Origin of the sequence: Vibrio sinus (assembly GCF_023634645.1) — a bacterium.
Taxonomy (GTDB): Bacteria; Pseudomonadota; Gammaproteobacteria; order Enterobacterales; family Vibrionaceae; genus Vibrio; species Vibrio sinus.
The window spans coordinates 87,494-111,593 of record NZ_JAMKMR010000001.1 but is presented as its reverse complement, the minus strand read 5'-3'; the positions used below and the strand labels follow the sequence as shown (position 1 = coordinate 111,593).

Below are 24,100 nucleotides of genomic sequence, written 5' to 3'. Positions count from 1 at the left end.
TATGTCATTGCATATTGCCGCTTCAATATAACGAACCTAATGAGTTGAGTTTAACCGAGATATTGTTAACAATAATTTTATAGATACCTATTTATAACTATATTAAATAAGAGTTACTCTAAAGGAGCATCAGGGATGAGACTGTCTATTTCAGGCAAATTGCAGATGAGTTTTCTATTTTTGGCCTTGTTATTTATCATATCTGCCTTTTTCACCTACCGAAGCGTTACCGTTGTTGAAGTCCACACCCACTCATTGATCGACACCGATCTGCCAACGGTTGATGCGAGTCGATCCCTACAACAATCTATCCAAGAGACCATTTCTTCGTTGCGCGCTTATATGTTGTTAGGTGGAGATAGCTCCGTAGGAGAAAAGCAGCTCGCCGATCTAGAAGTGATCGTCGCAAGAACCGATGAGTTAATTCCCACCTTCGAGAATCTTATACCACAAGCCGAATTCGATACCATCAGTCAGCAGTGGCAGAAAGTGAAAGCCTTGGTTCAAGAAATTGCAAAACTGGGTCACGGAGAAGAAAACCTGCCAGCGCACGCACTTTTCATTAACGAAGCGGCTCCGATAGCTGAGGTAGCACTCGACCAGCTACAAAGCTTGATTAATGACGAATCCTCAAATAGAGACGGAGGGGACCGGAAACGGCTCTTTAAGCTGTATGCCGATAGCTATAACTCTTTGGCCAACGCGTTGGCGTCGATGCGAGATTTTCTGATTTACGGTAACGACGAACATATCGATAAATACACTGACTTTATGAAATCACACGACAAGTCTGTGGCTGAGATTGAGCGAAAGTCAGAGCTGTTATCCAGCACTGGGCAAAGCTTATGGTCTTTATTTAAAGATATGCAGCAACTGTACTTGCCTTTAGCTAAGCAAGTGGTCGAACTAAGAAAATCGAGCAGTTGGAATGTCGCCAACGAGAAAATGGCGAACGAGTTAATACCTGCTGCGTTGGCGCTAGAAGATAGCTTAGAAAAACTGGTTAAGGAGCAACAAGCAAAAGCCGACGCCAGCGGCAAAGGGATTTACAACTCGGTGAGCCAACTCATCACCTCATTGATTTTTACCAGCATTCTTTCGGTGGTCGCAGCGCTGGCGATTTCTACTTTTATGGGCCGAAACATCGGCCGCAGAGTTAAAAGCATTTCTAAACGAGCACAAATTATTGCGGCTGGTGATATTTCACAAAAAGCACTTGAAGTGGAAGGGAAGGATGAACTTGCCAGTTTAACCGACGCGATTAATCGCATGAACCAGTCGTTGTCGGATATTGTTCAGGGAGTGACGAGCAAAGCGCATCAAGTGGATGCAAGTATGAGCAATTTACTCCAAGCCAACGAAAAGACACTGGCGCAGATATCCATGCAAAGAACCAACATCGACCAAATTGGTCAAGAACTGCATGATGTATCAACGTCTGCTGAAACGACATCTCAGCATGCGCAACGCTCTCTCGAAGCACTGACGGTATCAAATGACCAAATTACTCAAGGCTCTAAAGCGCTCGACCTCAACAAAAGTACAGTTGAAAAGCTTCACGCCACCATTGAAGAAGCAAGCCAGAAAGTAACCCATTTAAGTAAAGAAACCGACTCCATAGGTCGGGTTACTGAAGTGATTGAAGGTTTGGCTGAGCAAACCAATTTACTGGCGTTAAATGCTGCCATTGAAGCGGCACGTGCGGGAGAATATGGACGTGGCTTTGCTGTGGTGGCGGATGAAGTTCGCTTGTTGGCGACAAGGACGACGGAGTCTACCTCTGAGATCAATGCTATTGTGCACGCTATCCAAACGTCGACTTCTTCAGTGGTACACGAAATCGATGCCAGTAAAATATTGGCCGTAGAAGGATCTGAGCACACTGAGCAAGCCGTGACGAAATTGCATGCAACGACAGATCAAATCGATTCTCTTAACGCGCAAATGCATGATCTAGCCGCAGCCGCAGAACAACAATCAAGTACGATTCAGGCTATTAATCACCTAATGGAAGGCGTCACCAAGTCGGTCAATGACGTCTCCCACATTAGTGAATCTTCCAACCAAACGACGGAGCAGGTAAGAGACCAAGTGGTAGACTTGAATAAAGAAATGGATCAGTTCAAAACAAGTTAACGCCCACTTCAACTCACGCTTTTAGGCAATTTGGTGATTGAGCGAGATGCAAACCAAGAGATGTGCGGTATCCTGTACAAAATCTTAGCAACTTGATTCAAAACTAAGCACTCAAACGAAATTTTCGCGAAAAGGGTTTTCTTTTCATAAGGATGTGGCATAGTAACCCCATCAGGACGAGATGCGTGCATCGTATAATGGCTATTACCTCAGCCTTCCAAGCTGATGATGCGGGTTCGATTCCCGCTGCACGCTCCAGTTTCTCTCTTGATAACCACATCTCTATGCGTGCATCGTATAATGGCTATTACCTCAGCCTTCCAAGCTGATGATGCGGGTTCGATTCCCGCTGCACGCTCCAAGTTTCTCAAAATCCAATATTTTTAGTTCGAATTGTTTTACACAGCCTACTTTCGCTACATATCCGTTTGTTTAGTGAAGCATATAACGCACGCCTAAATACCATAGCAACACTGGTCAATGAGACTTCCTATAAAGGCTTATTTAATGAGTTCAGGTGAGCGTCATCATTGTTGGAAAGTCAGATCATGGCTAGGCCTAAAACTTTAGGACCAAGCCATGATCAACAATAGCTCTAAGAGAGTTTCACCCAAGCCCCTTGCCACCCATTTCCATTAGGTAGGGAATAGGCACTGCCTTTGAATGAACACCAAGCTGGTTGTTTGCATTGATAAACATGACTCTTACTGCCGACCCAAACATAGTCGCCCTTATTGTAGTGAGTCCCGTTAGAGTATTTTGGGACGTTTGAAGGTGGTGGGGTAGGTTGCGAATTAGTAAAGGCACTAAACCTCGTTTTAGTCGAAGACTCGACGTTGCTCAGCGCAGCATTAATTAAAGCAAACATGTTTGATCGACTATTGGCATCGTTCAGCTTAAATACACTATTAGCGGAGTATCCCAATGAGCTTTGTGCATTTTCAAAGGCGCTGGTAGCCTGCTGCTTAGTGATTAGAGTAAGTTTGGCGTCGGATTTATTCATGTAAGACAGTTGGTCAATTGCTCTTACAAATACCTGCTCAAGGTTTCCAGCGGTAAAGTGCACATCGTTAGTGACATCTACCCCATACTGACTCATGTCCTTACCGTAGAGTTGGTCCAAATAAAATGACACTTGGCGGGTGTATCGGTAATACGTCGCACCACTGGAGCCTTTAGAGCCTATTTTTTGTCTATATTGAGTCGGGTTAAGGCTGTAGTCATTAATGTATTTCAACTCATTAGGATCTTCTGATTCACAGATTTTCAAGTAAGTGGTGAGTGGTTCGCTATACGTACCAGCGTTGTAGATGACATTCATTACGATGTCTGTGAGGCGCAATCCATTGGTGATGCTGGAGAGGTCACCGCTGGTGATATTATTGAAACAGTTTTTCCACAACTGACTTCTGCTATACCAGCCTGAATCGGCAAGGCTTGTGATGCGGTTTACATCGTTAAAGTGATAGAAGGCCGTTGCCATTGGGCCGAAGTAAATATCTTCCAACGCTGAAGGGCCTGTGCGGCTAGTTTGAACGCCGCTATCTTGGTCTGCAATCGTATAGCCCAATGTTGTCCGCACTGCATCGTAATTGATCAACCCAAGTGCTGAGCCATTCGTGTCACCAAGGCGTTTAGCATAATCATTGATTTGATATGGGCCACCTTGTCCCCCGGAGAGCAATATCTTAACAGTTTGCTCATTGTGGATAGCTTGAGTGGGCTTTTCCGCATCAAATTTTGTATTGATTTGATTGCTTGATAATCCAGATTCTTGGAGCAGTTGGCCGAGGAGTGTTCCGTAAAGGTAGTCTTTATCGAACTGAATATCGGGGTATTTCTCTTTTAGAAGGTGCCCATACATCACACCTGCGATTAAATTGGACTCAATAACAGTGTTGGCGTACGGGGTCCCTAGGCTGAATAGATCCGCTTTTTGGGTGCTTTGGTATGGGAATGTGACATGGTGAATAATGACATTTTTTTGCGGTATGGCTTTTTTTACTTCGCTTTTATGACTGACAGGGCCTGCCATCGCTGTGTTTGTGATGGCAGTCACCGTCAATGCTGAGTAAATAAGAGTACCAAGTAGGCTTTTAAACATAGTGTCCCTCAACTTCTTTCGTGTGTTAATTTGCCACAAAGAATAATGACATATGCTTAATTTTCACTTAATACTAAGGTCATGATTTGGTGAGAAAATTTAGAGTTTTGTTTGGTTATGATATGCTCATTGCGTTTTTAACACCTGTTTCAATCTAGCAAACGTCCTCATCGAATCATTGGCTGGAATCGTTTCATAATCCGGATTGCGAGCCTTTAACCAATATTGACCATCTCTTTTTTCTACAACACGTAGCAGGTATTGATTGTCTCCACTTTCATCTTGCATTTCTATAGCCATTGTATTGCCAGTGATAGAGCCAGCACTGGTTGGAGTGACGGCTTCGAGAAGCAGTATGTCCCCGTCGTGTATCGGGTTCTTACCACCATTCATTGAGTTACCAGACGCACTGGCGAGGAAATGTTTGTTTGGATCAACATTGCGCAGACCGACATCCATCATTTCACAGTTGTCGTGATGGCCAGTCTTAAAGTGCCCACAAGCGATTTTTAGGTCTGGATAATAAGGAAGCTGTACGACGTTATCACCAGTGCTCTGTGTGGAATCAATTGGTGGATTCTCTGGTCGATTGGGCGACTGGGCGTTTTGTTTTCTGTCGGTGTATTGTGCCAAACGAAAATCGACCAGTTCTTTCACTAGATCATGAAGTACTTCTATATGGTCATCGTCTAACTCAAAATTAGTTTTGAATCTACCATCTTCTAGCACAAACCAAGTTGATGTACTGTTTTTATTGGTTGTAGTGAAGGCTTTAATTGGGTTGCCGCGCCAGTAGGTAGCCCACTTCCTGTCTGTCGCAGTAAGTGATTGTTCTTTAGTTGGTAGCTCTGTAGATTTTAAGTAAGGGTAAGCTGAAAGAACATGCCAACTTTTTTCCGCAAGTTCTTCGATGGTAGGTGGACGCCTAAATCCATCAAGCTCCAGGAAAGCTTCTAATAGAATCGCTTTGAAAGATTTAACCATGCTAGTGGTTTGTATGCCTTTAAATAAAAACTCTTTATAGGCGAAAATGGTCTCTTTTAGTAATGGGTTGTCGACTTGGCTTGCAACCAGCTGAAACCAACTATCATTTTGTTTGTTTACTTTGTGCCCGGTTTTAGAGATGTCTTGAGAGTTTGAACGGTAGAACTCTGTTGCACTAGGCCTATGGCCTAGATGAGCCTCTAAATTCAGAAAATCTTCGAGTGCTGTACTTCGGTATTCCTTTACCAAACGCTGCCAAAAATCGGTGACTTTTGGATCAATATTAACGTAACAACCGTCTCCGAGTTTAGGGGGCGATACTTGTTGTGTCGAGTCTGCTTCAGAAATCGATTCCAACTGGACACCTACCACTTCTTGTTTATTTAGAAAGCTTTTGTGGTTACCGATAAAGTCTAATACAACAAGGTGTGTTTTGTTTTTATGCAAGCGAAGTCCACGACCTAGCTGTTGTAGGAAAATAATATTTGATTCAGTTGGACGGATCATTAATACGGTATCTATCGATGGTAAGTCCGTACCCTCATTGAAAAGATCGATAGAGAAAATGACTTGTATTTCGCCTTTATCTAATTGGTTAAGGGCTTCATTACGTCTTATCTGTGAATTGCTGTGTACGGAAACTGCCTTAAGTCCTTGTTCTTTATATGTTCTATTAAAAGCCTCTGCCATATAGTCTGCATGGTTTTGAGATATGCAAAACGCAAGTGTTCGGCTCTGCTGGTGCTTTTGCCAATGTTTGAAAATATGTTCTGCCCGTTTTTGTGTCGCAAACTGTGCATCCAATGCCGTCGGATCGAACTTACCGTTGCGCCAAGGGATTTCTTCATAATTAACGTACTCATCCCAGACTCCAAAATAGTGGAATGGCACTAAAATTTTACTGTCGATACCATGAACCAAATTTCGTTCGAAAACTAAATTGTCGTGGCAAAGTGACAAAATATTCGCCTGATCGGTACGCTCTGGTGTCGCGGTTAATCCTAGTAAGAACTTAGGCGTAAAATAGTCAATCACATTTCGGTAGGTCTTTGCGCTTGCATGGTGAAATTCATCCACTACGATATAGTCGAAATGTGCTTGATCAAATCGATTAAAGTGTGTTTCGCGCCCCAGTGTTTGTACTGATGCAAACAGCATGTCTTTTTGTTGTTCTTTGGCTTTACCATGATAATAACCAGAGGTTTTTTCAGGCCATAGTTTGGCGTAGGTATTGAAAGCTTGAGTAAGAATCTCTTCTCGATGAGCGACAAATAAAACCCTATTAGCATTCATTTGTTTTGCATCAAATGCGGAAAGCCAAGTTTTGCCCATTCCTGTGCCTAGGACGACCAAGCCTCTTTGGTATCCTTTGCTACGAGTTTGATTGAGTAAGCTCAGTGCTTCGTCTTGTACGGAGTTGGGTGTGAATGGCTCGCCGTCGACAATACTGTTATCGCCAACAGCGACCAGCTTAGGTGGTTGGCGTATTTTGATGTATTGAGCAATCCAACTGTCGGTGAGTTGAGCAGCAGAAGAGTGGTTAAAAATCTCGTTAAACTTTTCTCTTATAATATGAAATTGCTTCGCTTCTTTTGAAGTATCGGGCTCTTGGTAGTCATATCTTAAACACCACTCATGGGCATCGGTGAGTGCGGATTTACTGATGTTATTTGAGCCAATGAATACCGAACCTTGATAGAAAGTCCCGTCCTTATCTGTTCGCACAAAAATATACGATTTCATGTGAAAGCTCTGATTTTTGGCTTCAAATATTTTTACTTCGACATGGGGGCCATTGAGCTCAACTAGAGAGCGCAGTGCAATAGGGTTGGTGATATGAAGGTAGTCTGATGTCAAGATCCGTAACTTGAGGGGGTAACCTACTAACTCTTGACGCTCCAATGCTTCGATGATGGCTGGTAGAATTAGATCCAGACCAGACGGCTGAATAAAAGAGACGGCTATTTCAATCTCAGTCGCGTGGTTTATGGCATGGAGTAGTTGATCCAGTAGCGGATCGTCATTTCCAATTGTGAGCACATCATGGTCAAGGACTAAAGACAGGTTTGGCATGTTTGGTTTCTCTTAACTAGGGCTGCGCTGTTTTTACTAGCAGTGCATTGAGCCACTGCTCATTTTCTCTTCCGGGACGCAAGTCTTCAGTAATCCAAGATTTTTGTATGCGCAGTGGAAGTGACTCGAGCAGCGCTTCCATTAGAGACTCATTGAGGTTGGTAAAGCGTCGTCCGCTGCGTTCCACTTCATCTTCCCCGTATTTAAAAGAGCAGTAGAAAATACCATCAACCTTTAGAAACTGAGTTAAATGAGCCAGAGTGTCATGTAATTCATGTTTGGGGACGTGAAGTAATGAGGCGCAGGCCCAGATGCCATCGTAGTGGTCTTTTTGGGCGACAAAATCTTGGAATGTGTAACAGCCAATGGTGTGCTGAGTATACTCACTGGCTAACTTGGCAAGTTCCTGACTGGCATCGAATGCAGTGACGCTGTAACCCTTAGCGAGAAAATAGGCGGTATCACGCCCTGATCCGCAGCCCGCATCAATGAGTTTCCCATTGATTGGAAGATGTGGTGTAAATTGTTCATATAGTGGCGTGACATCAACATGGACAGTAGCGCTAAAAAACTCTGACGCATTATGATTGTAATATTTACTATTCATGACTTTTTGGGGTAAGTGCGACAACGTTTTGATCTTAACAGTAGTTTCACGACTGGCAACAGAAATATTGTAGGGGGCGTGTTTAATTAAGAGCTCTTTGAACTAAGTGATTTACATCGGCCCCGAAACCTGACCACGTTCCCACACAGTAAAGACTTAACTATTTATCCTTAATCGGAATATGTATCGACAAGCTTCTCTGAACATCGCCATCAACGAGTTTAGGGATGTATAGTTCAAAGTCGGGTGATTCTGCATACTCGTAGCGGGATTTAGGTAGCCAGCTACCCCAGATATATTTTAGTGTTTCAGGTAGTAGAGAAGCGTTGGCTTGATGGGTAAACACCGCGTATTTATTGGCTGGTATGGTTCGGCTGACCATACCTTTGGGCACAGGTGCACTATCGTTTACCGCGACTGAACATATATAAGTAAACCCAACCGACTCTTCAGATTCGGTATACTCTTCGTATATGCCAAAGGCTTCGTCGCCAATTCTTCCTTGCACTTTTCCCAAATAAGGACGAAATGCAGACCACAGTGTATTGAGATCAAGGTCATCTTCTGTGTAGCGGCTAACCACACCAACCACTTTGGTTTCAGGGCGAACAACAATTTGTGGATCCATCGTTAAACTGTGTTTTAAGTGATTTAGCATATCGACGTTAAATTGATCGCGATAAATCAATTTGGTTGAATCACCATTAGAGCGATACTTATCAGGTACTAAACCAAACAGCTTTTTAAATGCACGGGTGAAGGCTTCGTGAGATTCAAATTGGCAGTCGAGAGCTATGTCGAGTATTGGATCGGTTGTTTTTAATAAGCGATCTGCCGCAAGCGTCAAACGACGCTTGCGTAGGTATTCTTTGGGCGAATCACCGACTAATGCTCGAAAGATACGGCTAAAATGGTAGGTTGAATAGTGTGAAGCTCTTGCGATTGAGTGAACGTCTATGGGACGATACATGTTCTTTTCGATGTAATCGATGCTATGAAATATGCGCTCCATATTGTTCCTTTAGTTTCCCAATGCAATCGCAACCACTTGGTTAATTTAGGAAGTTTGCCACTTTTTCCATCAGCTTACCATTCATCTTTATAGCTTGATTGGTACTCATCACGTATTTGAGCATAAACGCCATCATACGATTTTTCATGCCTGGGATGATGACGACCTTACGGCCAAGCTTTTTCAGTGCAATGCTGGCGACGGCTTTGGGACTCATGATTGACATTGGCGTTTTACTAAAATCGACCCCAGTACCATCTAACATAGGGGTGGAAGTGGGTCCAGGCACCAAAATTGACACGTCTACATTATAGCGTTTCATTTCCCAGCTGAGAGATAACCCTAAGTTTTGTACATAGGACTTTGACCCCGCGTAATTTGAAAAGTACGGGCTTGGCATAATGCCCGATAAGCTGGTCACGAGCAGAATTCCCCCTTTTTTCTTCTGCGCCATTTTCGTAGCAAAATGATGGGTTAAAGCATAAACAGAAACTACGTTCACTTGCAGCAAATTGAGTTCTTTTTCGACAGGAATTTCAGTGAATCGACCATTGTTTTCTAGTGCGGTAGATGGAATAAACAATCCAATATCATAGTCGTTGGTTTTATCAATGATGTCTTGATAGCCATTGGGCTTACTTAGGTCCACTGATATGGTGTCAACCTTGATCTGATAACGACTCTGGAAATGGGTAGCTTGCTGAGCGAGCGTGTCTTGGTTACGAGCAGCAAGTATTAAATTGATGCCAGATTTGGCGAGTTGCTCGGCGATAGCAAGCCCAATACCGGATGTTCCTCCAACGACAAGTGCCCAAGGTCCGTACTTATCAAAAAGTTTATTCGTCATGGCTCTATCTCCTATTTGTCGAATCACATACATTTCATTTGATGTAATTAGTCTAGGTTTTTGCGAGAAAGACTACTTGATATTTCTTGCTGTATTTACTTTTTTTGGGGGGCAAGAAAGAGAAGCTTTAATATTCATACCTTTGCTTAATTTTCCCCTGTCTTTCAGCGACAGATTCTGTACACTGTGCTCTTTCTTACCATCGCTAAACAACTATTCAAGGTCAGATATGGATATTTCTTCACTAAAAACGCCGGCGCTACTTGTTGATCTCGACAAAATGAAAACGAATATAAAAGAGATGCAACGTCGGATCGACGTACTGGGTCTTTCGTTACGCCCTCATACTAAAGCACACAAAATTCCGGCGATTGCTCAGATGCAGATAGAGGCGGGGGCAAAAGGGATATGCACGGCTAAATTGGGGGAAGCCGAAGTCATGGCACGTGGAGGTATTGAGGATATCCTAATTACCACACCAATTGCGGGTGCTGAAAAAATTGGTCGCCTTGTTCAGTTATGCCAGCAATACCCAGCGTGTAATGTCATTCAAGTGATTGACCACTCTTATCACGTAGAGGAAATTTCCAAGGCTGCCAAAAAAGCTGGTGTGAGCATTTCGCTAATGATTGAAGTCGAAAGTGGCCAGCAAAGATGTGGTTTAGAGCTTGGTGATGAGCTAGTCGGCTTGATTCGCAATATCCAAGAAACCAAAGGCGTCGAGTTTGCGGGAATCCAAGCGTATAGTGGACACTTGCAGCATGTGAAAGGGTTAGAGTCACGAAATGAGAAAGCCAGAGAAGCCGTTGTCGCTATATTTGACTTTATTCACACAGTATTAGCGCCACAAGGACTAGAGCCAGCAATCGTGAGCGGTGGCGGCACCGGGACTTATGCGGCCTATCAGGGGCTAGGATTTACTGAAATCCAAGCGGGCTCATACTTATTTATGGATGCGGCTTATCAAGCCATCGGTGATGAGAATAGTGAAACCCAAAACAGCCAATTTGATTCGGCGCTGAAAGTGCTCAGTACGGTGATCAGTAAACCTAATTCGAATCGCGCTGTGATTGATGCCGGGATGAAGTGTTTATCTATCGACCTTGGCATGCCAAAGGTTGACGGTGAAGGTGTGATCGGTTACAAATCCGGCGGAGACGAACACGGTATCCTCAGCTCATCGGAAGGTGTACTCGATCTTGAAATTGGCCAACAGCTTGTTTTAACCCCAAGTCATTGCGATACCACATTGAATAACTTCGATGTTCTTTACGCCGTCTCTGATGGCAAAGTGGTCGATCAATGGGTCATCGAAGGGCGGGGACGCTCAGACTAACGGGTAAAGTGTCTTCTATTACTTTGTATTAAACATTTGAACCATTATGAATAACAAGAAAATTACGCTGCTTGCTTCCTCCGTCGTGTTTATGGAGTGGCTAGAGTACGCACTTTATATGTATCTTGGCTTAGCGATTAGCCATTGGTTTTTTCCTACATCAAATGGAGATTTGCCGCTTATTCTCACCTATGCAATATTTGCTATCTCCTATATTGGTCGGCCGCTAGGCGGGCTGGTTTTTGGTTTGTATGCCGATAAGAAAGGGAGAAGAAAGCCGCTGATTTTCAGTTCGTTGTTGGCGGGTGTCGCGACGGCAGGTATTGGTTTGATCCCAAGTTATGGTCATATTGGTATGCTAGCCCCTGCATTATTGCTGGTGTGCCGCTTAGCTCAAAGCTTTGCGGTGTCTGGGGAATGGAACAACTCTTCTATTTTCTTAATAGAGCACGCGCAGAAAAACCGTGTTCTCGCGGGAGCGTGGATTGGCACTGCCGGATCAGCAGGCATGTTCTTCGGTGGTGTGGTGGCGTATTTGGTCAGTTTGAGCAGTCATCCTAACTCTTGGCAAATTGCTTTTGTTTCTATCGGGCTATTGTCTATCGTATTGGCGAGTTTTAGAAAGCAGTTGTCGGAGTCTCCTGAGTTTGTAGAGTTTAAAAAAACGCGAGCAAGCTCCAACACAAAAATTTTCCACACTCTATCTAAGCATAAGCTAGGCGTGTTTAAGATTGCGACCATTGCTGCTTTTCTATGTGTCTACATCTACACCTGTAACATCTATTTTATGAGTTACATGATCACTAAGCTTGGATACAGTGCAAGTTCTGCTTCTTTCAATATGTCTGTTTTGCAAGGTGTCGTGACTGTTTTGATTCCGCTTTTTGCCTTATTAGCGGAAAGATTGGGTTATCTAAAAGTATTGAAATGGAGTGTTCCTGCTATCGGCTTGATGTCGGTTATCCAATTTTATGGGGCAAGCGTACAATCTCATGAATTGATCGTGGTAGGGTTCATTATCTATGCGCTGGCAAATTCTGGTGTGTCTGCCTGCATATTTAAGTACATGTTCGATAGTCTGCCTGTCGAGGTGCGTTGTACGGGAAGTAGCTTGGCCTATAGTGTTTCAGCGGCGATATTCGGTGGAACGGCTCCGCTTCTTGCTGCGACGTTAATTGACAAAGGTTATGCACTTATGCCAGCAGGCTACGTAGTGGCAGTTGCATTTGTGACGTTTATTTCGATTACTCTTAAACCGCAAGCCCGTCCAACGCAAAACCAAGTCGGTGCGCAAAACTAAATTCTTTCTTTGATAGCAAACGCCAAAAACCATGAGAAGGGCTAACATGATGAATGTTAGCCCTTTGTGTTTAATAAAAACATTAACATAAAATAAACATTTTTATTAAACAAATACGTGGATTTTTATAATTTTAAAATATTGACTTTCTAACATTGAAATATTAATCAAGGATTAATTTAAAAACCTCTATTTATATCGATAATAAGCGTTCAATTTATCATTAAATATAATAAATTTTTAAAGTCAACTATACTATAGTTTTATGATTTATTGCCGTATAGAAAGTAATTTCTAAATGTATTTTTCCGAATAGTGTGGTTTTTATTCTAGATAATTCACTTAGTATAAGTAATATTTATTCTGACTTTTTGGGGTGAAAGTACGACATATTGAAGCGATTGAGTCGTAATTGCCGGTAAAATCGCTCATTGTACATACATAGAATTATACTTGACTGTATGAGCTTGGACTAACTCCTTGAAAAATTAAATATAATTATGCGTTAAATGAAACATCTGTTTAAATCATAATGTAGTCATTATTTTGTTATGAATAGTTGAGTATAATTTTGGTGTTCAGGGTGAATTTGAAATCTAGTAAACTACAAAATTAACAATTACTTAAAAAGCAATCTATTTATATGATTATTTTTGTTCTGACAATACTGTGACATTTATTATTAAATTTGGGGCTAGCATGATAAACAAAGCTTCACTAATAAATGCATGTCTTGAATTAATTCGTTATTACAATTGAGAATATAAAGATTAATTAATATATTTTCTGTTGGTAGTGTAATTTAATTAATAATGAGTTGGGATTTCTAAAAGACATTATAAAATCAGCAGTGGATGGTGTCCTACATATTTAAGTCGGTTGATAATGACTACTTTATTCATTCTCTGACTTACTGTAGTGCTTGGAGAGGCTAATATCTCAAGATTTAGCAGTCGCTTTACTTGCTGTTTTAAACAGAGGTTTAATTAGTCTCAGGTTGTCTTATAAGAGAGGCAATACTATGAGTAATAGCACATTCGTTCATGAAAATATTTCAATACAGTCTAGGTTGAGCCCTAACTCAATTGCCGTTAAATACGGCCATCAAGAAATCACATACGAAGAGCTGGATGCCTTCTCTGATCGTTTAGCATTTTTTCTAATATCAAATCATCAACACCTGAATAAGCAGAATATATCGGTATTCGTTAAGCCTAATCTGATGTTGCCAGTGGTAATACTGGGAATACTGAAAGCAGGCTATAGCTATATACCTCTGGCCTCTTATCTGGTGCCGACCAGAGTGAATCAAATTGTCTCGGATTCAGACTCCTTTTTAACGATCGCTTTTGAAGACTTACCGCAGACATTAGGCTTTGAATTAGATGGCGTTCCTTTATTAAATATTGCTGAGTTTGACTTTTCACAGTCAATGGAAGGCTATACCTTGCCAACTGTCACCAACCATTCATTGGCTTACACTCTGTACACGTCGGGCTCAACAGGAAAACCGAAAGGGGTGGAAATTGAGCACGGCAACTTGTCTTATTATCTAGGCTGGTTTAATCACGACCTTTGGCCGGAAACACATGCCACCTTACCACTGACATCTTCGTTAAATTTTGCGGCAGCGGTGACCCAGTTATTCGCACCATTGCTACGTGGTGACACGTTACACATTCTTCCAGAAGGTATTCTTAACCAGCCTAGCCAGTTATTTGACTGGTTTAAAAGTGAATCCAATACTGCTATCTATTGCGTGCCAACGATTTGGAATGAACTGCTAAATTACAGCGACGCCACTAACGCAGATTTGGTATTTCCACGTACTGTGTTCTTATCTGGTGAAGCGGTTGCCGAAGACCTAAAAGCAAGGACATTTAGCAAAATTCCGAATGTGCGACTGTTCAATTTGTATGGGCCGACAGAAACCGTGGCAAATTGCGCGTTTACCGAACTCAAAGCTGATAAACCCGTGACCATTGGTAAAGCACTACGGGGCAGTGAACTGTTCTTGTTGGACGCAGATGGCAAGCTTATCGAAGATGGGGTGGGTGAAGTCTGTATTGCTGGCCCTGGAGTGGCAAGAGGGTACAGCAATGCGAGCTCATTGAATCAGGGACGATTTTTTAGCCACAATTTTCAAAAAGCCCATCGTACAGGTGATCTCGGTCAATACGATTGCAACGGAAACGTTATCTTTCTAGGTCGAAAAGATCGTCAAGTTAAGCTAAATGGTATGAGAGTGGAGCTGGGTGAAATAGAAAGCACATTACGCGGAAACCCCAACATTCTCGATGCTGTCGTTAAACTAAGCCATGATAGACTGATAGCCTACTTGCTGACGGAAAAAGAACTGCCGACATGGGAGTTGAGAAAAGAGTTGTTGGAAAAATGCCCGGCGGCCTTTATTCCTAGCCAATTTATTTGCCTAGAGTCTTTTCCCAAGCTGCCTAATGGCAAATTAGATAGTGCGCGCCTGCCTGACCCTATGTCGGAAAGACCGCCTTTGAATAGTGAATACCAACTAGCAAGTAACGATGTAGAGCAAGATCTGATAGAAATTTGGCAAGAGGTTCTGGGTGTTTATGGCATTGGCGTCAATGATGATTTCTTTGATTTAGGTGGCGATTCGATCAAAGCTATTCAAGCAAGAACGCTGATCCGAAAACGCCTGTACAGCGACATTGATTTTTATCTGTTTTTTAACAATCCCACACCCAAACAATTGGCGATGGTCGTGCCTTACTATATCGCTGACGAAACTGAGGACGATCGAGTAATAGAGAATTCGAGTTTTACCTCTGAGAGTAAATGGTCAACACTTTCTCCGCAGCAATCCTATTTTCTGACGCTCGATCAGACCAGTGTCAACCCTAAAAGCTATCAAATAGCATTTTGCATATTTGCCCACGGGCAGGTGAATCCCGATGGTATGGTTTGGAGTGTGAAACGGGTATTAGAGAACAACCCTGTATTACTTAGTCAGTTTGATTTGGATAACCTGACGGTGACAGAAGGGGGCTTTTCAATCGAAGAAATTCAGGCTCAATGTCAAACGCTAGATGGGTTGGGAAGAAATGATGCTCAAGCAGGCCAGTCGCCCCTTAACGTAGAGTGGTTATTGGAACAGGTAGAGTTAGCGGACATCGATCTTGACTATACGCCGCCAATCAGTATTGCGCTTATTTCAACGGGTAAAGAAGAATACGCTTTGTTGGTAAGAGTGCATCATACCGTGTTTGATCACGAGTCTATCAGTTTGTTTTATGCGCAGTTTGTACAAGCTTATCAAGCCTATTTGGTCGGTGATCGTAATTATTCCAGCCATGTACATCATCATTACAACCCTTATAGCCAACAGCAAAATCATTTGGTTAAAAACCAACCAAAGCGACTCGACTTTTGGATAGCGCAGCTCAATCGTTATATTAATAAAGGCGCTGATGCTTCACACATTCCCGCAAAAATGAACTTCTCCGGGACAGGTCATACTATCGAGCTATCTCAGGAATTTAGTCAATCCATCAGAGATTTTGCTCATCAACAACACACCACCGCTTATGTCGTGTTGTTGACACTGTTTAACTTAGCGCTAAATCATCACACGAGTTATAAAAACGTAACGATTGGGCTTCCTGTCTCCGATAGAGCACGATGTAATCCCAGTACATTGTTAGGGTGTTTTGTTAACACGGTGCCTTATTACCAATCTGTTGCGAGTATTCATGATGTACACAATCTGATTAAGACCAGCCGGAAAAAAGTCTATTCGTTGATCGAAAATCAGTCCGTGCCATACCAACAGTTGGTCAAGGAGATGAGGCAAAGAGGCTGGTACGATAAACTACGCTTTCCGGTGATCTTCAACTATTTAACATCAATGCCGCCTGAGACAAATTTTGCTGAGTGCCAGTTTAGTGTCAAGCACGTGATTGAGAATGTAACCCGCTGTGATTTAACGTTGACGGTCTATGACAGCGAATGTTTCAACCTCAACTTCGATTACGACGATACTGCCTTTAGCCGGGAGCAAATCGATACATTTGCCAAACAGTATCTCGATCTTATCTCACATACGCTCTCTAACTAGGTTAAAGAAGCGCCAGAACAACCTGTTCATTATATGTTTAGGAGATGAAAAGTATGGCTAAATTGCTCCATCACCAATTTGATCAACAAGCAAGGAAAACACCTAACTATATTGCGCTCAGAGGGTTGGACAGTGAAATGACCTATGCCCAGCTTGAACAGCGAGCCAACGTTTTTGCGTCTAAACTGATTGAGTCGGGGGTAAAACCGGGTGATGTCGTCGGTGTTTTTATGACCCGAGGTGTGAATTTGGTCGCGGCGTTGCTTGGAACTTTAAAGGCGGGCGCTTGCTACTTGCCCCTCGATCCTTACTACCCACAAGAGCGCCTATGCTACATGGTCAAACACTCGCAGGCCGAGTTAGTGATTACAGATAACCCGAGTGAGGTTAATTGGTTACCGATAAGTTGCCGCTATCTGGATATTGGTCAGATAGATTTTTTGGCGGCTACTGGGCCTATTGAAATCGAGATCAGTGATGATGCCTTGTGTTATGTGATGTACACATCTGGCTCCACGGGCCAACCCAAAGGTGTGATGGTTTGCCACAGAACGGTGGTGAATTATATACAGTGGATGAAAAATGAATTTCATCTTACCCGTGAAGATTGTGTTCTCAATCAGACCACATTTAGCTTTGATATTTCGGTGTGGGAAATGTTTTGGCCGATTTTTGTTGGTGCGAGTTGCGCACTAATTTCGGAGGATGAAAAGTACGACCCAGGACTCTTGGCTGAGTTTATACGCATCCACTATGTTACGGTTGCTCAGTTTGTCCCTACTGCGCTGAGAACGTTTGTTGATGCAGGCGAGTTAGGCTCTTGCTCAAGCCTCAAGCACATTTTTTCAGGCGGTGAAGCATTGCCTCAAAGCTTGGTGGACGACGTGTCGGTTCAATATACTGGTCACCTACATAATTTATATGGCCCGACTGAAGCAACCATCTTTGCTTGTCACTGGTATTGCCAACCAAAAGCTAGTGAGAAAGTGGTTCCGATAGGTCGGCCTATACCGCATGCCAAAGCTTATGTGTTAGACGACAATCTAGATCGAGTTCCGGTCGGCGAAAGAGGAGAGCTCTACCTTGCAGGAGACATTCTTGCAAAGGGCTATCTCAAGCAAAGCTATCTCACCGCACAGCGATTTGTCGATGATCCATTTAGTCGGGGCAATGGTCATAAAATGTATCGTACTGGTGATATCGCGAGTGTCCGATCTGACGGTGCACTGCAGTTTCACGGTAGAACGGATTCACAAGTTAAGTTACGGGGTCACAGAATAGAGCTGGCAGAAATCGAAGCTCAGTTATTAGCACTACCGGGAATATCTCAAGCGGCGGTGGTTGTCAATTCTAGTGATGATAGCGCAGCACCCTACATAACCGCATTTTATGTGTCTCCCCCTCAGTGTGATGTGAATATTGAAACAATCAGGGAATTACTCGCAAAAGTGCTTCCTTATTATATGTTGCCGTCACGCTTTTACTGCGTTGATCGCTTACCAACACTCCCAAATGGAAAAGTAAGTCGAGCAAAGTTAACTGAACATTCAATATAAGGTGAATTATTATGGCTGCTAACAATTTAAATATGGCATTAGAAATCGAAAACAAAATCTCCACGATTTGGCAATCCGTGCTCGATGAAAAACGCATTGCTAACGATGAAAACTTTTTTGAAGCAGGAGGAAACTCTTTACTGATGAGTCGAGTGCACCGTGAAATTAAGCGACAACTAGGTATACCGATAAATATCATCGAGCTCTTTCAATGCCCAACGGTTGAATCCTTAAGTAAAAATATTTCCAGAAAATATGCAGAGGTTATCCGGATCAAAAATATCGTCAATAACCATATCAATAACTAATTATCTAGTTTTATTTAAACGCAAACCACAAGTATAAAGCGCGCTCTCACTTGGACGAGAGAGGGCCAGTATTTTTTCAAATTCACTATGGACATCTAAAGCATGTAAAAAATATCAGTTAAATGTGAGGTAGTATCATGAACGATCAAACAACGCTGCGTAAAAACGATATCGCAATCATTGGCATGTCTGGGCGATTCCCAGGTGCAGAAGACATCACCGCTTATTGGCAAAACCTCACTGAAGGTTTAGAAACCATCACGACGTTCACAGAAGAAGAGCTGCGCGAGTCTGGTGTTGATGAAGCGCTTATTACGTCACCAAATTATGTACCTCGCCGCGGAATTCTTGGTAACGCAAGACATTTTGATGCGCATTTTTTCGATATTACCCCTCGCGACGCAGAAATCATGGACCCTCAACACAGAGCCTTTTTAGAAAGTAGTTGGCACGCATTCGAAGACGCTGGATATATTCCATCTAACTACCCGGGAAAAGTCGGTATTTTTGGTGGGACGGGCACCGCTTGGCACCTGAATAAAGTGAGCTCTCATCCTGAAGTTAGTCAATTTGCCAGTGATGCATCAGTGGTCACGAGCAACGACAAAGATTACGTCACCACGCGCGTTTCGTATAAGTTAGATTTGAAAGGGCCTAGCGTTAATGTTCAAACTGCCTGTTCTACCGCTATGGTCTCTGTGGTGATGGGCATTAATAGTCTACTGAGTGGTGAAAGCGATTTGGTTGTGGCTGGCGGGGTTTCCATTGATACGCCTGAACGCCGTGGTTATACCTATATGCAAGGAGGAATGGAGTCTGCAGATGGGCGTTGCTATGCCTTCGATTCTAGAGCGAATGGGACAGTGTTTAGTCGTGGTGTTGGTACGGTATTGCTCAAACGACTCAATGATGCTGTTAAAGACGGTGACCACATTTATGCGGTTATTAAGGGTGGCGCTATCAACAATGATGGTCACCTGAAAGCGGGCTTTACCGCTCCAGGTATTGAAGGGCAAGTCGCGGTTGCGAAACAAGCCATTGTTAACGCGGACATTGAGGTTGAAAACATTCGATTTGTTGAGGCACATGGTACGGCTACTGCGCTCGGCGACCCGATCGAATTTTCATCTTTAAGCAAATCATTTCGTCACTTCACCGATAAAGAGCAATTTTGTCGCCTCGGCTCAGTAAAAACCAATATTGGCCATACGGATGCCGCATCTGGTGCTGCTAGTTTGATCAAAGCGGCGATGGCACTTAAAACGGGCGAGCTACCAGCGTCGCTTCATTTTGCACAGCCAAACCCAAATATTAGCTTTGAAAATAGCCCATTTGTCATGGCAACTGAGCCAGCGCAGATTGCTGAAAAAGGTGAAATCGCTAATGCGTTAGTGAATTCGTTTGGTGTGGGTGGTACCAATGCCTGTGTCATTTTAGAAACCCCGCCCGAACGAGCGATTGGAGACGATCATAGTGGGCCCATTCTTTTTCCTCTTTCAGCCCGTAGCCGATCAGCACTTGGTGAGGCTAAACAAAGACTTAGCGCGTATATCAACACTCACGAAAAACTCGATTTAGCCGATGTAGCGTATACACTACAAGTGGGCAGAAAGCCATTTGAATTTGGGACGGTAGTAGTTGGAAACGATCGAGAATCACTACTTGAAGCGCTGGAAAAACCGTCTGCCACGATAGCTAACCATGGCAGTGAAAATAGACCTGTTGTGTTTATGTTTCCCGGCCAAGGCAATCAATATTCTAGAATGGCGGCCGATTTGTATCACACGTATAAAGTCTTTAAGCAACAAGTGGATACTTGTTGTGACCAGCTTAAATCGATACTACACCTTGATCTAAAAGAGATTATTTTTGCTCAGAGTGCTGAGCTTGAGTCTAAAATTCACCAAACCCAATATACTCAACCAGCCTTGTTTGTGATTGAGTACAGCCTCGCGAAGTTGTGGATGTCATGGGGAATTCAGCCTGAACTCATGATCGGCCACAGCGTGGGTGAATACGTTGCCGCTTGTTTGTCGGGTGTATTTACGTTGCAAGAGGCGCTATGTGCGGTTGCAAGTCGTGGCAAGTTAGTGCAAGAGCTGCCAGCTGGGTCAATGTTAGCGGTGTTGATGGATGAAGAGACGCTGTCTGAGCGACTGTCTAACAGTGAGTTAGACATTGCTGCGGTTAATTACCCAGAACTTTGCGTCGTGGCGGGAAGTGAAGAGTCCATTCAAGCATTCCAATATGAGCTTGAAGAGGAAGGGGTGTTTTGTAAACACTTAGATACCTCTCACGGTTTCCACTCAAGCATGATGGAGCCAATATTGCCGGCGTTTAAAGAGGTGATAGACGGTATCGAATTAGGTGTCCCTCAAATTCCAATCGCGTCTACCGTCACTGGTGAGTGGTTAAGTGATGAGTTGGCCATAGACAGCAAATATTGGGTAGGTCATGTTAGAAACCCAGTGTTATTTTCTCACGCATTTAAAACACTGATGGCAGACTATCCAGACGGATTTATCGCGCTTGAAGTTGGGCCCGGGCGATCTCTAGAGTCTGCCGCGAAACAGCATTTTAAAGAAGATGAATCTCATACCTTCCCAATTCTTTCTTCCTTACCGACGTCGAGAGAAGTGGACAGTACCACTGAATATTTTGTTGCTACCTTGGGTGGGCTGTGGACACATGGTATAGAGCTTGATTGGTCATCGTTCTACTCTGGAGAACGGCGTTTACGCTTACCGCTGCCAGGCTATCCGTTTGAGCGCAGTGAATTCAAGTTACCCGCAGTAAAATCTTCGACCAACAATAGCCGTTCAACGCAAAATGTGGAGGCCGCGCTTAAGCGTAAAAAGGGCGATATTCTTGATTGGTTCTATATGCCGACTTGGAAAAAAACAATACCGGCTACCTTCATGGATAAAAGAGGGCAAGATCAGGATAAGCACTGTTGGGTATTGCTTGCCGACGAATATGGTATCGCCGATGAGTTACAACGTCAGCTTACGGCATATGGCGATCAAGTTGTGATTGTGTTTAAAGGTAATCACTACCAAGAGAAAGTCATTAGCGAGTACGAAGCTAAAGGGTTCGTTATTGATCCACTTTGCCCCGATGATTATGTGAGCATGCTGAATGCGTTAAAAAGCCAGCGCTTATCACCGACAAGAATGATTGACTTGTGGTATCTCGCACCTGTCCGTGATGCTGAAGAGGTCGAGAATTGCGACAGTGCGCTAGATTCGTTTTATAGCGCTTTGTATATGCAGCAAGCATTGATCAGCCAGAATTTGCTCGATGATCTGCACCAAGTTTTGGTGACCAGCAATATATTCAGTGTCGCTGGTGAAGCGGTCCACTCTCCTGAGCGCGCATTACTTATCGGCCCAGCACGCGTGTTTTACCATGAGTATCCTGATATCCAATGCCACCTAGTGGACATCGATTGGCCATTTTCTTCTGCTGGAAACCGAGAACAGTGGACAGTAGCCAAAGCCGCTGGTCATCTCATTGAAGAGTGCCGAATTGCCACTGACAGTCAACTTATTGCCTATCGAGGGGGTAGTCGTTGGGAAGAAGACTATCAAGCCGTTGGTATTTCCCAACAAGACCCAGGCTTACCAGTCGATTTCAAAGATGAAGCAACCTATCTGATTACTGGTGGGCTTGGCGGCTTAGGAATGCTAGTCGCAGGGCATATCTCTGATATGTGTAATGCGACGCTGATATTGACCTACCGCTCAGCACTGCCGCCCCGAGAAGAATGGCAGGAGTGGATTGCAAGTCATACGGTCGACGATCCAATGAGTGTCAAGTTGGTCAGCCTCCTTAATCTTGAGCAAAAAGGGAACACCATCGAGTTAGTTCAAGTTGATGTGTGTGATTTCGAAGCAATGTCTGACGCATTGCAGCCGTTTCCTGTGATTGATGGCATTTTCCATACTGCTGGGGTGGCTGGTGGAGGGATTATTCCATTTAAAACAGAGCAAGATTGCGCCAAGGTTCTTGAACCTAAGGTATTGGGTTGCATGAATCTTGATGCGATCACCAAAACTAATCCACCAGAGTTTATGGTGCTGTTTTCTTCTATTAGCGCGATCGTCGGTGATGAAGCGCGAATTGACTACGTCTCTGCCAATGCGTTCCTCGATGCGTTTGCATGTTACCGAAACCAGAATAGAGCCGGTCGCACTGTCTCCATTAACTGGGGGAAATGGGGTGATGTCGGCATGGCCGTTCAATGGGATAAAGAGCAAGATGAAAAGAAAAAGGCCAAAGAGGACGCCTCTGAAGAATATGGCTTACTCACGTTACTTAGCCAACATGGAACAGAGGAGGTGTATCGGGTCAATCTTGATGTACGAACTGACTGGGTATTGAATGAGCATCGCTTGGCCGATCAGCCCACTATGGTCGGTACAACCATATTGTCGATGATAGACACGTTAATCAGCAACGTGAACGTCTATCAAGGGGTAGAAATTCGCAACCTGCTGATGATAAGCCCAGTGATCTATCAAAATGGTTGGTCTAGAGAACTTCAACTAGTGGTGAAAAAAGAAGGAATGGGATATCGCTTCAGTGTGCGTAGCCGCGGCGTTGCTGAAATAGATTGGCAAGAGCATGCAGTAGGCAATCTTGAGCAGCCTTCTTCTGTGGCTGAAAATGCTGACCCGATTGCGCCAGAGAACACCTTAAATGAGATACGCACACGTTGTAGAGAAAAACTGCCAATATTTCACGTTGGCCAAGACTACCCCAATACGATTACTGGAGAGGTTTTCTTATCGTTGAGCGAGAGGTGGAGCAGTCCAAAACATGTCTGGCAGGGTGATGGAGAGTGGTTGATACAAAAAGATCTCGATCCTAAATTTTTACGTGATGCGATTGACTATCCGTACCACCCAGCAGTGATAGATTCTATGTCCATACGTTGTATTGCGCTGATATCTTTAGATAACTTCCTTCCAATTAACTATGGGAAAGTCACGTACTACTCACCGCTTTGTGCTGATTGTTTTGTTCACGTCAAATTGCGCCAACCCTACCACGCTGGGGACAATACCATTGTCTTGGATTTAACTTTCCTTTCTCCACAAAGTGAACCTTTACTGGTGATTGAAAATTATAGTTTCCTAAAGATAGGTGAAGACAATCAAGTAGAGTCTGCCACCGACCAACGCAGTCGTGAATCCGTGTCGGTGGATATGTCGGATAAAGATATTCTTTTTTACGAAGGGTTAGATGCGCTCAAACGTCAGCTTGCTCACTTGGAGTTTGAGCAGCTGGTTGTGGTTACGAGTGATCTTGGACAGCTTATTTATGAATCCATTCCTGAGCGCGAGGAGGAGCAACAAGAATTAATTCAAGAAGATGTCGACCAAGGCCATAGTCGGCCAGAGCTTTCTGTTGAATATATCGCGCCAGAAAATGAGGTTGAACAAGAAATTGTCTCGATATGGCAATCTGTGCTTGGTATTTCAGGCATTGGTATTGATGACAACTTTGTTGAGTTGGGTGGGAATTCTCTACTCGCCGTTCAAATTGTTTCTAAGGTTTCTGCCAAGTTTGAAGTCGATATTCGTGTTGACCTTTTCTACCAAGATCAAACGACAAGAGGCTTGTCAGGCTTAGTATTAGAAGCATTTGAGTCTGTGTTGCAAGGCGAATAGCACGCTGCCCCGAGCTACTGGTTCGGGGAACCGATATTCATTGGCTGTCGTAGCGGGCAGCCAGATCTC

General features: G+C 43.5%; 12 protein-coding genes and 2 tRNA genes. 9 read left to right on the top strand and 5 right to left on the bottom strand.

The features are described from left to right. Nucleotides 1-135 precede the first annotated feature (135 nt). The 3 genes from M9194_RS00445 to M9194_RS00435 all read left to right on the top strand — a co-directional run bounded on the left by M9194_RS00445 (nt 136) and on the right by M9194_RS00435 (nt 2,497). A complete protein-coding gene (locus M9194_RS00445; protein WP_250610220.1) occupies nt 136-2,136 on the top strand; it encodes a HAMP domain-containing methyl-accepting chemotaxis protein in 2,001 nt (666 codons plus the stop codon). A gap of 183 nt (nt 2,137-2,319) precedes the next feature. Continuing rightward, nucleotides 2,320-2,394 (top strand) — tRNA-Gly (locus M9194_RS00440). Between the two features lie 28 nt (nt 2,395-2,422). Next, nucleotides 2,423-2,497 (top strand) — tRNA-Gly (locus M9194_RS00435). 234 nt (nt 2,498-2,731) lie between these two features. On the opposite strand, the gene M9194_RS00430 is transcribed toward M9194_RS00435, so the two are convergent. The 5 genes from M9194_RS00430 to M9194_RS00410 form a co-directional block, all read right to left on the bottom strand. Further along, the gene (locus tag M9194_RS00430) at nt 2,732-4,240 is read right to left on the bottom strand and encodes a hypothetical protein (protein WP_250610218.1); all 1,509 of its coding nucleotides are present in this window, start codon (nt 4,238-4,240) and stop codon (nt 2,732-2,734) included. A 126-nt stretch (nt 4,241-4,366) separates the two neighbouring features. Continuing rightward, nucleotides 4,367-7,297 (bottom strand): DEAD/DEAH box helicase family protein, encoded by a 2,931-nt coding sequence (locus M9194_RS00425; RefSeq protein WP_250610216.1) that lies wholly within the window; start codon nt 7,295-7,297, stop codon nt 4,367-4,369. Between the two features lie 16 nt (nt 7,298-7,313). Continuing rightward, a complete protein-coding gene (locus M9194_RS00420; RefSeq protein WP_250610214.1) occupies nt 7,314-7,904 on the bottom strand; it encodes a class I SAM-dependent methyltransferase in 591 nt (196 codons plus the stop codon). A gap of 160 nt (nt 7,905-8,064) precedes the next feature. Continuing rightward, nucleotides 8,065-8,916 carry an AraC family transcriptional regulator gene (locus M9194_RS00415; protein ID WP_250610212.1) on the bottom strand — a complete coding sequence of 284 codons (852 nt, stop codon included), beginning with the start codon at nt 8,914-8,916 and terminating at the stop codon, nt 8,065-8,067. 40 nt (nt 8,917-8,956) lie between these two features. Continuing rightward, nucleotides 8,957-9,763, bottom strand: a complete 807-nt coding sequence (locus M9194_RS00410) for an SDR family NAD(P)-dependent oxidoreductase (protein WP_250610210.1) — start codon at nt 9,761-9,763, stop codon at nt 8,957-8,959. Between the two features lie 229 nt (nt 9,764-9,992). Here M9194_RS00410 and M9194_RS00405 point away from each other — a divergent pair, with 229 nt between their 5' ends. From M9194_RS00405 to M9194_RS00380, 6 genes are all read left to right on the top strand, one after another. Further along, a complete protein-coding gene (locus M9194_RS00405; protein WP_250610208.1) occupies nt 9,993-11,099 on the top strand; it encodes a DSD1 family PLP-dependent enzyme in 1,107 nt (368 codons plus the stop codon). Between the two features lie 46 nt (nt 11,100-11,145). After that, nucleotides 11,146-12,399: an MFS transporter gene (locus M9194_RS00400; protein ID WP_250610206.1), complete on the top strand. Its 1,254-nt coding sequence runs from the start codon at nt 11,146-11,148 to the stop codon at nt 12,397-12,399. 1,021 nt (nt 12,400-13,420) lie between these two features. Further along, entirely contained in the window at nt 13,421-16,492 is a 3,072-nt protein-coding gene (locus tag M9194_RS00395) for a non-ribosomal peptide synthetase (RefSeq protein WP_250610204.1), read from the top strand. A gap of 53 nt (nt 16,493-16,545) precedes the next feature. Continuing rightward, nucleotides 16,546-18,048 (top strand): non-ribosomal peptide synthetase, encoded by a 1,503-nt coding sequence (locus tag M9194_RS00390; protein WP_250610203.1) that lies wholly within the window; start codon nt 16,546-16,548, stop codon nt 18,046-18,048. An 11-nt stretch (nt 18,049-18,059) separates the two neighbouring features. After that, nucleotides 18,060-18,356, top strand: a complete 297-nt coding sequence (locus M9194_RS00385; protein WP_250610202.1) for an acyl carrier protein — start codon at nt 18,060-18,062, stop codon at nt 18,354-18,356. Between the two features lie 137 nt (nt 18,357-18,493). Then, on the top strand, nt 18,494-24,031 hold the full coding sequence (locus M9194_RS00380) for a type I polyketide synthase (protein WP_250610201.1): 5,538 nt from the start codon (nt 18,494-18,496) through the stop codon (nt 24,029-24,031). The last annotated feature ends 69 nt before the right edge of the window (nt 24,032-24,100 follow it).